This is a genomic window from Actinacidiphila sp. DG2A-62 (assembly GCF_035825295.1).
Taxonomy (GTDB): Bacteria; Actinomycetota; Actinomycetes; order Streptomycetales; family Streptomycetaceae; genus Actinacidiphila.
In genome coordinates, this window is the sequence record NZ_JAYMGI010000002.1 from 5369653 (window position 1) to 5382172 (window position 12520).

At 71.6% G+C, this 12520-nt stretch carries 11 protein-coding genes and 2 pseudogenes; 9 read left to right on the forward strand and 4 right to left on the reverse strand.

Annotated features, from left to right (window positions below; genetic code table 11):
- Positions 1-64: 64 nt before the first annotated feature.
- Positions 65-1259, forward strand: a pseudogene (gene tuf, locus VSR01_RS24110) (elongation factor Tu).
- A 94-nt stretch (positions 1260-1353) separates the two neighbouring features.
- Here tuf and VSR01_RS24115 read toward each other — a convergent pair.
- From VSR01_RS24115 to VSR01_RS24130, 4 genes and pseudogenes are all read right to left on the reverse strand, one after another.
- The gene (locus VSR01_RS24115; RefSeq protein WP_326451232.1) at positions 1354-3258 is read right to left on the reverse strand and encodes a PIG-L family deacetylase; all 1905 of its coding nucleotides are present in this window, start codon (positions 3256-3258) and stop codon (positions 1354-1356) included.
- A 179-nt stretch (positions 3259-3437) separates the two neighbouring features.
- Complete coding sequence (locus VSR01_RS24120; protein ID WP_326451233.1) at positions 3438-4670, reverse strand: beta-1,3-glucanase family protein; 1233 nt, start codon at positions 4668-4670, stop codon at positions 3438-3440.
- 131 nt (positions 4671-4801) lie between these two features.
- The gene (locus VSR01_RS24125) at positions 4802-6166 is read right to left on the reverse strand and encodes a family 16 glycosylhydrolase (RefSeq protein WP_326451234.1); all 1365 of its coding nucleotides are present in this window, start codon (positions 6164-6166) and stop codon (positions 4802-4804) included.
- A 412-nt stretch (positions 6167-6578) separates the two neighbouring features.
- Positions 6579-7576: pseudogene (locus VSR01_RS24130) on the reverse strand (alpha/beta fold hydrolase).
- Positions 7577-8123: 547 nt separating this feature from the next.
- Here VSR01_RS24130 and rpsJ point away from each other — a divergent pair.
- Genes rpsJ through rpsC form a run of 8 tightly spaced genes read left to right on the forward strand, consistent with a single transcriptional unit; the run spans position 8124 to position 12515 of the window.
- Entirely contained in the window at positions 8124-8432 is a 309-nt protein-coding gene (gene rpsJ, locus VSR01_RS24135) for a 30S ribosomal protein S10 (protein ID WP_014144312.1), read from the forward strand.
- Positions 8433-8446: 14 nt separating this feature from the next.
- Complete coding sequence (gene rplC, locus VSR01_RS24140; RefSeq protein WP_326451235.1) at positions 8447-9091, forward strand: 50S ribosomal protein L3; 645 nt, start codon at positions 8447-8449, stop codon at positions 9089-9091.
- A gap of 5 nt (positions 9092-9096) precedes the next feature.
- Positions 9097-9756, forward strand: coding sequence for a 50S ribosomal protein L4 (gene rplD, locus VSR01_RS24145; RefSeq protein WP_326451236.1), 660 nt, complete (start codon positions 9097-9099; stop codon positions 9754-9756).
- Complete coding sequence (rplW, locus tag VSR01_RS24150; RefSeq protein WP_442785524.1) at positions 9756-10103, forward strand: 50S ribosomal protein L23; 348 nt, start codon at positions 9756-9758, stop codon at positions 10101-10103. The genes rplD and rplW overlap by 1 nt, the downstream gene beginning before the upstream one ends.
- Before the next feature lie 47 nt (positions 10104-10150).
- The gene (rplB, locus tag VSR01_RS24155; RefSeq protein WP_326451237.1) at positions 10151-10987 is read left to right on the forward strand and encodes a 50S ribosomal protein L2; all 837 of its coding nucleotides are present in this window, start codon (positions 10151-10153) and stop codon (positions 10985-10987) included.
- A gap of 12 nt (positions 10988-10999) precedes the next feature.
- Complete coding sequence (gene rpsS / locus VSR01_RS24160) at positions 11000-11281, forward strand: 30S ribosomal protein S19 (protein WP_014178772.1); 282 nt, start codon at positions 11000-11002, stop codon at positions 11279-11281.
- A gap of 41 nt (positions 11282-11322) precedes the next feature.
- Positions 11323-11670 carry a 50S ribosomal protein L22 gene (gene rplV / locus VSR01_RS24165; protein WP_326451238.1) on the forward strand — a complete coding sequence of 116 codons (348 nt, stop codon included), beginning with the start codon at positions 11323-11325 and terminating at the stop codon, positions 11668-11670.
- Positions 11670-12515, forward strand: coding sequence for a 30S ribosomal protein S3 (gene rpsC, locus VSR01_RS24170; RefSeq protein WP_326451239.1), 846 nt, complete (start codon positions 11670-11672; stop codon positions 12513-12515). Before rplV ends, rpsC begins: the two co-directional genes overlap by 1 nt.
- Positions 12516-12520: the final 5 nt, after the last annotated feature.

Below are 12520 nucleotides of genomic sequence, written 5' to 3' on the forward strand. Positions count from 1 at the left end.
TCCAGCAAAGATCACCTGGCGCCGATGAAGCAAGGCGTACAGATCCACTCCCAGGAGGACCCCAGTGGCGAAGGCGAAGTTCGAGCGGACTAAGCCGCACGTCAACATCGGCACCATCGGTCACATCGACCACGGTAAGACCACGCTTACCGCGGCGATCACCAAGGTGCTGCACGACGCGTACCCGGACCTGAACGAGGCCTCGGCCTTCGACCAGATCGACAAGGCTCCTGAGGAGCGTCAGCGCGGTATCACCATCTCCATCGCGCACGTCGAGTACCAGACCGAGTCGCGTCACTACGCGCACGTCGACTGCCCCGGTCACGCGGACTACATCAAGAACATGATCACCGGTGCCGCGCAGATGGACGGCGCGATCCTGGTGGTCGCCGCGACCGACGGCCCGATGCCGCAGACCAAGGAGCACGTGCTGCTGGCCCGCCAGGTCGGCGTGCCGTACATCGTGGTGGCCCTGAACAAGGCCGACATGGTGGACGACGAGGAGATCCTGGAGCTCGTCGAGCTCGAGGTCCGCGAGCTGCTCTCCGAGTACGAGTTCCCGGGTGACGAGCTCCCCGTCGTCCGCGTCTCCGCGCTGAAGGCGCTGGAGGGCGACAAGGAGTGGGGCGAGAAGCTCCTCGGCCTGATGAAGGCCGTGGACGAGTCGATCCCGACCCCCGAGCGCGACGTCGACAAGCCGTTCCTGATGCCGATCGAGGACGTCTTCACGATCACCGGTCGTGGCACCGTCGTCACCGGTCGTATCGAGCGCGGTGTGCTGAAGGTCAACGAGACCGTCGACATCATCGGCATCAAGCAGGAGAAGACCTCCACCACGGTCACCGGCATCGAGATGTTCCGCAAGCTGCTCGACGAGGGCCAGGCCGGTGAGAACGTCGGTCTGCTGCTCCGCGGCATCAAGCGCGAGGACGTCGAGCGCGGCCAGGTCATCATCAAGCCGGGTTCGGTCACCCCGCACACCGAGTTCGAGGCGCAGGCGTACATCCTGTCCAAGGACGAGGGCGGCCTGGCACACGCCGTTCTTCAACAACTACCGTCCGCAGTTCTACTTCCGGACCACCGACGTGACCGGCGTCGTGTCCCTCCCCGAGGGCACCGAGATGGTCATGCCGGGCGACAACACCTCCATGACCGTCCAGCTGATCCAGCCGGTCGCCATGGAGGAGGGTCTGAAGTTCGCCATCCGCGAGGGTGGCCGGACCGTGGGCGCCGGCCAGGTCACCAAGATCGTCAAGTGACCTCGGCCCCGCGGCGGGCTTGAGCCGTTGCAGGAACCGAAGGGCCCCGGGTGCGCCAGCACCCGGGGCCCTTCGGCATGTGTGCGGACACCGGTCACAGCCGCAGCAGCGCCTCGTGCGGGCGGGCGGAGGCCGGGCGGGGGTAGGTCAGGCGGATCGCGCCCCGCGGGGTGAGCACGGCGGACGGCGGGTCGCTGGGGCGGGGGAGCGCGACCGGCAGCGGGCGGAACTCCACGTCCGCGCCCGGGCGGGACTGCCCCCAGTGGTGCACGGTGTCGCGGCCGGAGGCGAAGACGTGCACCCGGCCGGACGCGTCGGCCAGCACCGCCAGGCCCTCCTGGACCTCGGCGCCGCCCAGGTCGCGCCAGCGGCTCCAGCGGCCGGAGGCGTCGCGGACCCGGGTGCTGACGCCCTTGGCGGCGTTGCGCGCGAACAGGTGCACCCGGCCGTCCGGGGCGGTCACCGCGACCGGCGAGCCGGTGCGCCGGCCGCGGTCGCCGGCCCGGTCCGGGGTGCCCAGCGGGGTCCAGCCGCGGCCCTCCTCCCACACCACCAGATCGCGCAGGTCGCCCCCGCCGTCGCCCTCCAGCACCGAGAAGCGCAGCGCGAGCAGCAGGGTGCGGCCGGCGCCGTCGCGCACCGCGGAGATCGCCGGGGCGAGCGGTCCGCCGCCCAGGTCCTGCGGCGGCCCCCACACGCCCGGCGCGGTCTCGGTCCTGCGCACCGCCCGCAGGCCCAGCACCTCGTACGCGACCCGCGCGCCGCCTGTCCCCGTCCCCGCTCCCTTTCCCGTCCCCGTTCCCGTCCCCGCTCCCGTTCCCGTTCCTGTCCCCGCTCCCGCTTCCGTCCCGCCTGGGGCGCCGCCGGACGGGCCCGCCGCGGGCAGCACCACGCGGCGCGGCCCGGGGTGGCGGACCCGGGTGGAGCGGATCCACCCCTTGGGGTTGTGCAGCGGGAAGTTCCTGCCCTGTCCGTAGTCGCCGCAGCCGCCGGGGTTGCCGCAGGCCCACGTCTGGTCGCCGCCGTACTGGAACAGGAAGCGGCCCTTGAGCGCCACGGTGGCCGGCGGCAGGTTGAACGGCCAGCGCTGGTTGTAGTAGCCGCGGTAGGCGGTGACGGTGAAGGCCGGGACCGTGCCGTCGCGCTCGGCGCGCCGCGCCACCCAGTGGTCCAGCGCCTTCCACGCGAACAGCGCGGTGGCGGTGTGGTCGCGGTGGTCGGAGTAGCCGGGCTGGTCGCTGCTGGTGGGGTGGGTGCGGTCGTGCACCTGGACGTCGGGGTCCGGGTCCAGCGTCCTGACCTCGGTCGGCCGGTACTGCTCGAACAGTCCGGCCAGCGCCGTCACCAGTTTGTCGTGCGTCCACACCGCCCGGCCCGCGGCGCCGGCCGGGGCGCCCTCGGCGTCGACGTACGGCAGCGTCGCTCCGGCCTGCTGCCACATGATCGGCAGGCTGCCGGTCGCGCTCAGCTCGTGCATCGAGACCTGGAGGAAGACCAGCGTGGCGTGGTCGAGGGTGTCGACCTCCACGCGTATCCCGCAGGCCAGGTCGAGGGTGTCGCGGCGCCACGGCGTGAAGTGCGGGCGGCCGAGCATCGTCGCGTACGCCTGCCGCAGGCCCTGGTGGCGGGCCGAGGAGTAGGCGGGCCGGTCGTGCCGGTGGCGGTGTCGCGGCTCGTACGGCTCGTGGTTGACGCCGGTGGACTCGCCGGCCGTCACGTACACCGACACCACCGGCACGCCGGCCTGCAGCGAGTGCAGCGTGTCGGGGTTCATGAAGTACAGGTCGTCGTCCGGGTGCGCGAGCACCTGCACCACCCGCGCGGGGGCGGCGCCCGCGTCGTACGGCTGGGTGGCCGTGGGGTCCGGCGCGCCGCCGTGTCCCCGCTCGGCCGGGGCGCAGCCGGTCAGCCCGGACAGCGCGCCCAGTCCCGCGAATCCCGCCCCCATCGCCGCCAGCAGCCCGCGCCGCGACGGCCCCCCGCCGATCTTCCGTTCCACACGCGTCAAGAGCGCGGCGGACGCGGACGCGTTCCCTCCAGACGATGTGACACGGAGCACGTGACCGTGCGGTCATCCGGCTGGTCGGGCGGCGCGGTCAGGAGGGCCGGCCGCGGCGGGGCCCCGGCCGCGACGCGGGCTCTACCGGGCGAGGAGCGCGGAGCCTCGGCCGCCGGCGGTCACAGCGGTCCGACGGTCAGCCGCATCGCGGTCGGCTTCGGGTCCTGGATGTACGAGGCGAAGCCCGCGACGTCGTCGAAGGCGAAGCCGTACGCCTTGGCGTCGACGGTGGCGGCGTGCAGCGCCTTCGCGTAGTGGTTGGTGACCGGGTCGGCGTAGAAGGTCGCCGGGTCGGTCGAGGGCTGGTCGGGCCGCGTCAGCAGCGTCGAGCGGTTGAAGCCGGCGCCGAGGACCGCGGCGACCGGGCCGCTCGTCCCGTCGTTGGGCGCGGCCAGCGCGCCGTCGCAGAACAGCACGTCGCGCGTGGAGGGGCGGGCGAAGGAGACGGACGCGGGCCCGGTGAAGGCGAGCCGGTCGCCGCTGACCCGCCCGGTGAAGGCGCCGGCGTACGTGGTGACGGTGAGGTCCCGGCCGGCGTAGGCGCTCCACACCTCGTCCACCGCGTCGTCGAAGTAGTCGGCGGCGAACAGCCCGGCATCCAGGCCGTGGCCGGGCGCGATCACCCGCAGGTCGTCCACCACGAGCTTCGCGAACTCCGGCACCGCCCGGACCGCGGCGAAGACCCGCGCCCGGCCGCCGTCCTTGAGCGCGCCGGTGCTCTGGTCGGCCGCGCCGGTCAGCCGGATCGCCAGCGGCACGCTGAACATGTCCACCATCGTGGCGTTGCAGTACAGGCCCGAGGCGTCGTACGTGAACTCCGCGCAGTCGTGCAGCACCCGGTACGAGGGGTCGGCGGAGACCCAGCCCGCGGGGTACTGCAGCGCGGGCCGCCCGTCGCCGTCGGCGACCGCCTTGAACGTCAGCTTGCCGCCCAGCGAGACGTAGATCCGCCCCGACAGGTACGGCAGCTTCAGCACCGTCTCGCCGCTGCCCGCGAGCGGGATCGCGTAGTCGGTGAAGCCGTCGGGGCCGTTGTCGGCGAGCGCGACCGGCGCGAGGCCGCCGTCCGGGGTGACCCGCACCTGCGTGCCGTCCTTGGTCCCGACGATGTACACGTACACCGACGCGTTGTCGTAGCCCCCGGTGGCGTTGGCGATGGTCAGCGGCAGACCGCCGGCGTCGGCGGCGGTCTGCGCGGAGGGCTCGGCCCTGCTGCCGCGGGCCAGCGCGTCCGGTGCGAGCACGGAGGCCACCGGGCCCGCTACCGCCGCGCCGCACAGCGCGGTGAACAGCCGGCGCCGGGTCATCGGCCGCTGGTGGCGGGACGTGCCGCGGGGGATCGGGCGGGTCATGCGGGTACCTCACTTCCGAGCGGTGGCGCGCGGCGGGATGGATGGGGGGCGCCGCGCGCCTGCGTGGGGTCCGGGCCGCGGACGGGCGGCTGGGGGGTACCGGTCCGCCCGCGACCCGGTGCGGAGGGCCGTCAGGCGGCCGTCCACTTCTGGTTGGCGCCGCCGGAGCAGGTCCAGGTCTGCAGCCGGGTGCCGTCCGCCGAGGAGTTGTCCTTGGCGTCGAGGCACTTGTCGGCGCCGGTGTTGGTCAGGTCGTGCGCGGCGGTGTACGTCCACTGCTGCGCCTTGGTGCCGTTGCAGGTGTAGAGCTGCACGACGGCGCCGTCCGCGGTCGAGGCGCCGTCGACGTCCAGGCACTTGCCGAGCGCGCGGACCGTGCCGTCGGCGCCGATGGTCCACTGCTGCGCGGGGTTGCCGGTGCAGTTGTGCAGCTGGATCGGGGTGCGGTCGGCGGTCGAGGCGCCCGCGACGTCGACGCACATGCCGCCGATGCCGGTGATGGGTCCGGTGTGCCCGGCGCCGGAGCCGCCGGTGGAGCCGCCCGAGGCCGAGCCGCCGGACGTGGCGCCGGTCGAGGAGCCGCCGGACGTGGCGCCGGTGGAGGAGCCGCCGGACGTCGAGGAGCCGCCGTCGGAGGCCGAGACGCGGACGTAGTCCACGACCATGCTCTGCGGGAAGGCGGTCGCGCCGTCGGGGCCGCCCGGCCAGTCGCCGCCGACCGCGAGGTTGAGGATCATGAAGAACGGGTGGTCGAACACCCACTTGTTGCCGCCCGCGTCGGCCGGCGTCCGGGTCTCGTACGCGGTGCCGTCCACCGACCAGGTGATCGCGCCGGGGGTCCAGTCCACCGCGAAGGTGTGGAAGTCGTCGGCGAACGCCTTGCCGCCGGGCAGCGTGGAGGGCGCGCCGAGGCCGTTCGCGCCGGAGTAGCCGGGGCCGTGGATCGTGCCGTGCACGGTGCCGGGCTCCTTGCCGATGTTCTCCATCACGTCCAGCTCGCCGTTGTCGGGCCAGCCGACCTTGCCGATGTCGTCGCCCATCATCCAGAACGCCGGCCACATGCCCTGGCCGCGCGGGATCTTGATGCGCGCCTCGAAGTGCCCGTAGGACTGGGTGAAGGTGCTCGCGGTGTTCAGCCGCGCGGAGGTGTACTGGCAGGGGCCGTTCCAGCAGCTGAGGCCGGGGTCGGTGTTCTTGCGTGCGGTGATCACCAGGTGGCCCTGGCCGTCCAGCGAGGCGTTGGACGTCGAGTCGGTGTAGTACTCCAGCTCGTGGTTGCCGTTGCCGCTGCCGCCGGTCTCGTGGGTCCACTTGGCCGGGTCGGGCGCGCTGCCGGCGGCGCCGTCGAACTCGTCCGACCAGGTCACCGTCCCGGCCGCGTGCGCCCGGCCGGAGGCGGGGCCGGTGGTGGACACCAGGACGGCGCTGACGAGTGCCGCGGCGGCCAGCAGGACGAGTCCGCCGAGCGAGTACCGGCGTGCGCGATGTGCTGCCATGGGGTGGGGCCCCTTGTCGTGTGGTGAGGGCGGGGTTCAGGTGGGGGAGTGGTGTGGGGGGATGCGGGGGGATGGTGTGTGTGGGGGGATGCGGGGGGATGGTCGTGGGGGGATGTGGGGGTGGCGGCGGCCGGGCGCGAACCGTGCGGGAGCACGGCGTGTGAGCACGCACCCACCGTCTTCGAGAGCGCTCTCAAAGACGCTGCCGGTCGCCGCCGGTGAGCAAGGATGCTAACCACCCCACCCGGGTCCGCCAACCCTCGCCAAACCGCCCACGCGCCGCTGACCTGCGGTGATGCCGAAACGGGCGGCACTCTGACCCACGCCTAACGTTTGCTTAACCCCCGCTTAAGCCTCGCTCGCGGCCATGGACCGTCGCGGGCGCCGCGGCGGGCGCCCGCCCGGCCCGGTCTCAGACGAAGAAGCGGTCCAGCTCCTCCAGCACCGCCGCCGGCTGCTCCTCGACGAAGTAGTGGCCGGCGTCGGGCAGCCCCACCACGGTCGCGTCGGTGGCCAGTTGCTCCAGTTGCGCGCGCATCCGCTCGGCGAAGGAGCCGTCGCCGAGCGCGGAGGCCAGGCCCAGCACCGGCGCGGTCACCTTCACGTCGCCGTAGCCGGCCAGGTCGCGGATGTCCTGGTTGAAGGACTGGTACCACCCGTTGCCGCCGCGGATGCCGTCGGCGGTGTCGTACGCGCGGGCGTAGATCGCCCGGTCCAGCGGCGAGACCGCGTCCGGGTGGACCAGCGCGTGGTCGAACAGCCAGTCCACCAGGTGCCGGGCCCGCCCGGCGAGCAGCTCCTCGGGCAGCTCGCGTACCTGGTTGAAGGCGAACCACCAGGGGAAGAACGGCGCCCCGGGCCGCGGCAGCATCGGGATCTCGTACAGCATCGGGTCCGGGTGCACGGCGTCCATCAGCGCGACCCGCCGGGTGGCCATCGGGTGGTTGACGGCGAAGCTGAAGGCGACCTGGGCGCCGATGTCGTGGCCGGCCAGGCTCACCTGGCGGTAGCCGAGGCCGCGGACCAGGCCGTGAATCAGCCCGGCCATGGTCTTCTTGTCGTACCCGCCGGCCGCTTGTCCGAGCCGCCCATCCCCGGCAGGTCGACGGCGATGACCCGGCGGCCCGCGGCGGCCAGCGCGGGCATCACCTTGTGGAACTCCCACCACGTCTGCGGCCAGCCCGGTAACACCACCAGCGGGCGGCCGCGGCCGCCGGCGACGTAGTGCAGCCGGACGCCGTCCACGACGGCGTGCCCGCTGCGGAAGTCGCCCTCCAGGGAGCGGGCGAGCGCCTCGTCGCCGGGTACCCGGCCGCCGCCCGGTTGGTCGGCCGACCCGTGCAAGGGCGTCACGGAGGCGCCGCGGGTTTCCTCGCCGGGGCGGGACGGGTGCGCGCTGCAGGCGGTCATGGATCTCACTCCTCGTGCTCGAACGCGGACTTTCCGCTATTGTCCGCGGCCGGTGAGGGGCGATTTCGCCTCGGATCGTGCGGTGCCCGCGCGACCCCCGGTTTTGCGCCACTCCCGCGGCGGCCGGAAGGCGTCCACCGCGGCCGGAACGCACCGGTCCGACCCCCGGGTTTGGGCCACCCCGCGGCGGGGGTAAGGTATCCGGCTCGATTGGCGTCGGACCTGGGTCGTATGGCAGACTGCTCAAGTTGCTCGGTCGAGCGCCGATGCTGCGCGCCTCCCGTCGGGAGGACCGGAAGCGAGTCCCACAGTACTCGTCGCCCTATCTGCCCTGGTGGGCAGCGCTGGGGCGGACGTACGGGAATCTTCCGGGAAGCGTCAGTGCGGGGCCGGCCAGGCATCCGGTGGGTGACTTCTCCCACGCCAACCCTTTGACCAGGGATTTCCGCATGCGGAAAGCCATGTGCGAGGGGAGCGACACGCCCGACCGCGTGGGTCGGTGGGTGCGGATGCCGGAGCGAGAAGAGACAAGGACTACGGAGTAGCCATGGCGGGACAGAAGATCCGCATCCGGCTCAAGGCCTACGACCACGAGGTCATCGACTCCTCGGCGAAGAAGATCGTCGAGACGGTGACCCGCACTGGTGCGCAGGTCGCGGGCCCGGTGCCGCTGCCCACTGAGAAGAACGTGTACTGCGTCATCAAGTCGCCGCACAAGTACAAGGACTCGCGCGAGCACTTCGAGATGCGCACGCACAAGCGCCTGATCGACATCCTCGACCCGACGCCCAAGACCGTTGACTCGCTGATGCGCCTGGACCTGCCGGCCGGCGTCGACATCGAGATCAAGCTCTGAGAGGCGCGGAGAAGATGGCTAAGCAGATCAAGGGCATCCTGGGCGAGAAGCTCGGCATGACCCAGGTCTGGGACGAGAACAACCGTGTCGTCCCGGTGACCGTCGTCAAGGCCGGCCCCAACGTCGTGACCCAGGTGCGCACCAACGACACCGACGGCTACGAGTCGGTCCAGCTCGCCTTCGGCGAGATCGACCCGCGCAAGGTGAACAAGCCCCTCAAGGGCCACTTCGCCAAGGCCGACGTCACTCCGCGCCGCCACCTGGTGGAGCTGCGGACCTCCGACGCCGCCGAGTACAGCCTCGGCCAGGAGGTCACGGCCGAGGTGTTCGAGGCCGGCGTGAAGGTCGACGTGACCGGCAAGAGCAAGGGCAAGGGCTTCGCCGGTGTCATGAAGCGGCACAACTTCGGCGGCCTCGGCGCCGGTCACGGCGTGCAGCGCAAGCACCGCTCCCCGGGCTCCATCGGCGGCTGCGCCACCCCGGGCCGGGTGTTCAAGGGCCTGCGGATGGCGGGTCGCATGGGCAACGAGCGGGTGACCACCCAGAACCTGACCGTCCACGCCGTTGACGCGGAGAAGGGCCTGCTCCTGATCAAGGGCGCGGTTCCTGGTCCGAACGGCGGCCTCGTCCTGGTCCGCACCGCGGCCAAGGGGGCCTGAGGGATATGAGCACCTCGAACACCATCGACATCCTGTCGCCTGCCGGCGACACCGCCGGGACCGTAGAGCTCCCGGCCGAGATCTTCGACGCCAAGGTCAGCATCCCGCTGATCCACCAGGTCGTCGTCGCGCAGCTGGCCGCCGCCCGCCAGGGCACGCACAAGACCAAGACGCGTGGCGAGGTCCGCGGTGGCGGCAAGAAGCCGTACCGCCAGAAGGGCACCGGCCGCGCCCGCCAGGGCTCGACCCGCGCGCCGCAGTTCGCCGGCGGTGGCGTCGTGCACGGCCCCGTGCCGCGTGACTACTCGCAGCGGACCCCGAAGAAGATGAAGGCCGCCGCGCTGCGCGGAGCCCTCACCGACCGGGCCCGCCACAACCGGATCCACGTCGTGACCGGCGTCGTCGAGGGCGAGACCCCGTCGACCAAGGCCGCGAAGAGCCTGCTCGGCAAGATCAGCGACCGCAAGAACGTGCTGCTGGTCGTCGAGCGCGCCGACGAGGCCGGCTGGCTGTCCGCGCGGAACCTGCCCCAGGTGCACATCCTGGACGCGGGCCAGCTCAACACCTACGACGTGCTGGTCTCCGACGACGTGGTCTTCACCAAGGCCGCCTTCGACCGCTTCACCGGTAACGGCGCCGCCGAGACCGAAGGGAGCGACGCCTGATGGCCGAGCTGAACGAGCCCACCGTGACCGAGACCCTGCCGACCAGCAAGACCTTCACGGACCCCCGTGACCTGCTGATCAAGCCGGTGGTCTCGGAGAAGAGCTACGCGCTGCTGGACGAGAACAAGTACACGTTCGTCGTCGACCCGCGTGCCAACAAGACCCAGATCAAGCAGGCCGTCGAGGCGGTCTTCCAGGTCAAGGTCACCGGGGTCAACACGATCAACCGGCAGGGCAAGCGCAAGCGCACCCGCACCGGTTTCGGGAAGCGCGCCAACACCAAGCGCGCCATCGTGACCCTTGCCGAGGGCGACCGCATCGACATCTTCGGCGGCCCGGTCTCCTGACGGGGACTGGGACGTTCAGAAGTCCGGAATATTCCGAGGACTGAGAAATGGGTATCCGCAAGTACAAGCCGACGACCCCGGGCCGTCGTGGCTCATCCGTCGCCGACTTCGTCGAGATCACGCGGTCCACGCCGGAGAAGTCGCTGGTCCGCCCGCTGCACAGCAAGGGCGGCCGTAACAACGCCGGTCGTGTGACCGTTCGCCACCAGGGCGGCGGCCACAAGCGCGCCTACCGTGTCATCGACTTCCGTCGGCACGACAAGGACGGCGTGCCCGCCAAGGTCGCGCACATCGAGTACGACCCCAACCGCACCGCGCGCATCGCGCTGCTGCACTACGCCGACGGCGAGAAGCGCTACATCCTCGCCCCGGCCCGCCTGCAGCAGGGCGACCGGATCGAGAACGGTCCGGGCGCCGACATCAAGCCGGGCAACAACCTGCCGCTGCGCAACATCCCGGTCGGTACCACGATCCACGCGATCGAGCTGCGGCCCGGCGGCGGCGCCAAGATCTCCCGCTCCGCGGGCGCTTCGGTGCAGCTGCTGGCGAAGGAGGGCACCATGGCCACCCTTCGCATGCCGTCCGGCGAGGTCCGGATGGTCGACGTCCGCTGCCGCGCCACCATCGGCGAGGTCGGCAACGCCGAGCAGTCGAACATCAACTGGGGCAAGGCCGGCCGCATGCGCTGGAAGGGCGTCCGCCCGACCGTCCGCGGCGTCGCCATGAACCCGGTGGACCACCCGCACGGTGGTGGTGAGGGCAAGACCTCCGGTGGTCGCCACCCGGTCTCCCCGTGGGGTCAGAAGGAGGGTCGTACTCGTGCTCCCAAGAAGGCGAGCAACAAGTACATCGTCCGCCGCCGCAAGACGAACAAGAAGCGCTAGGAGCGGGTGTAGATGCCGCGCAGTCTCAAGAAGGGGCCCTTCGTCGACGACCACCTGATCAAGAAGGTGGATGTCCAGAACGAAGCCGGCACCAAGAACGTCATCAAGACCTGGTCCCGCCGCTCGATGATCGTCCCGGCGATGCTGGGCCACACGATCGCGGTGCACGACGGCCGTAAGCACGTCCCGGTGTTTGTCACTGAGTCGATGGTCGGCCACAAGCTCGGCGAGTTCGCGCCGACCCGCACCTTCCGCGGCCACGAGAAGGACGACCGCAAGTCGCGTCGTCGCTGATCAGCGGAAAAGTGAAGACCACAGACACCGAAGGGACAACCATGGAAGCCAGGGCCCAGGCGCGGTACATCCGCGTCACGCCCATGAAGGCCCGCCGCGTGGTGGACCTCATCCGTGGCATGGACGCCACGGAGGCTCAGGCGGTCCTGCGTTTCACCCCGCAGGCCGCGAGCGAGCCGGTCGGCAAGGTGCTCGCCAGCGCCATCGCCAACGCCGCGCACAACTACGACCACACGGACGCCGAGTCGCTGTTCATCAGCGAGGCGTACGTGGACGAGGGCCCGACCCTGAAGCGGTTCCGCCCGCGTGCCCAGGGCCGCGCCTACCGCATCCGCAAGCGGACGAGTCACATCACCGTGGTCGTTGCCAGCAAGGAAGGGACCCGGTAATGGGCCAGAAGGTTAACCCGTACGGGTTCCGGCTCGGTGTGACCACGGACTTCAAGTCCCGCTGGTACGCCGACAAGCTGTACAAGGACTACGTCAAGGAAGACGTCGCCATCCGCCGGATGATGACGCAGGGCATGGAGCGGGCCGGCATCTCCAAGGTGGAGATCGAGCGCACCCGCGACCGCGTCCGCGTCGACATCCACACCGCCCGGCCGGGCATCGTCATCGGCCGCCGCGGCGCGGAGGCCGACCGCATCCGCGGCGACCTGGAGAAGCTGACCGGCAAGCAGGTCCAGCTGAACATCCTCGAGGTCAAGAACCCGGAGATGGACGCGCAGCTGGTGGCCCAGGCGGTCGCCGAGCAGCTGTCCTCCCGCGTCTCCTTCCGCCGTGCCATGCGCAAGAGCATGCAGGGCACGCTGAAGGCCGGTGCCAAGGGCATCAAGATCCAGTGCGGCGGCCGCCTCGGCGGCGCCGAGATGTCCCGCTCGGAGTTCTACCGCGAGGGCCGGGTCCCGCTGCACACGCTGCGCGCCAACGTGGACTACGGCTTCTTCGAGGCCAAGACCACCTTCGGCCGGATCGGCGTCAAGGTGTGGATCTACAAGGGCGACGTGAAGAACATCGCCGAGGTCCGCGCGGACAACGCGGCCGCCCGCGCCGGCAACCGCCCGGCCCGCGGCGGCGGCAACGAGCGTCCGCAGCGCCGCGGCGGCGAGCGCGGCGGCCGTGGCCGTCGTCCCCAGGGCGAGCCGGCCGCCGCTGCCGCGGCCCCCAGGGGCGACGCGGCTCCTGCCGCCGCCGAGGCCCCGGCCGCGGCCGAGACCCCCGGAACGGAGAGCTGAGTACC

Bases quoted from the DNA above. Each gene is read 5' to 3' on its own strand.
- rplB (WP_326451237.1), top strand. From the start codon at position 10,151: ATGGGTATCCGCAAGTACAAGCCGACGACCCCGGGCCGTCGTGGCTCA.
- rplW (WP_442785524.1), top strand. From the start codon at position 9,756: ATGGCCGAGCTGAACGAGCCCACCGTGACCGAGACCCTGCCGACCAGC.
- rplV (WP_326451238.1), top strand. From the start codon at position 11,323: ATGGAAGCCAGGGCCCAGGCGCGGTACATCCGCGTCACGCCCATGAAG.
- rpsS (WP_014178772.1), top strand. From the start codon at position 11,000: ATGCCGCGCAGTCTCAAGAAGGGGCCCTTCGTCGACGACCACCTGATC.
- rpsC (WP_326451239.1), top strand. From the start codon at position 11,670: ATGGGCCAGAAGGTTAACCCGTACGGGTTCCGGCTCGGTGTGACCACG.
- rplD (WP_326451236.1), top strand. From the start codon at position 9,097: ATGAGCACCTCGAACACCATCGACATCCTGTCGCCTGCCGGCGACACC.
- VSR01_RS24125 (WP_326451234.1), bottom strand. From the start codon at position 6,166: ATGGCAGCACATCGCGCACGCCGGTACTCGCTCGGCGGACTCGTCCTG.
- VSR01_RS24120 (WP_326451233.1), bottom strand. From the start codon at position 4,670: ATGACCCGCCCGATCCCCCGCGGCACGTCCCGCCACCAGCGGCCGATG.
- rpsJ (WP_014144312.1), top strand. From the start codon at position 8,124: ATGGCGGGACAGAAGATCCGCATCCGGCTCAAGGCCTACGACCACGAG.
- rplC (WP_326451235.1), top strand. From the start codon at position 8,447: ATGGCTAAGCAGATCAAGGGCATCCTGGGCGAGAAGCTCGGCATGACC.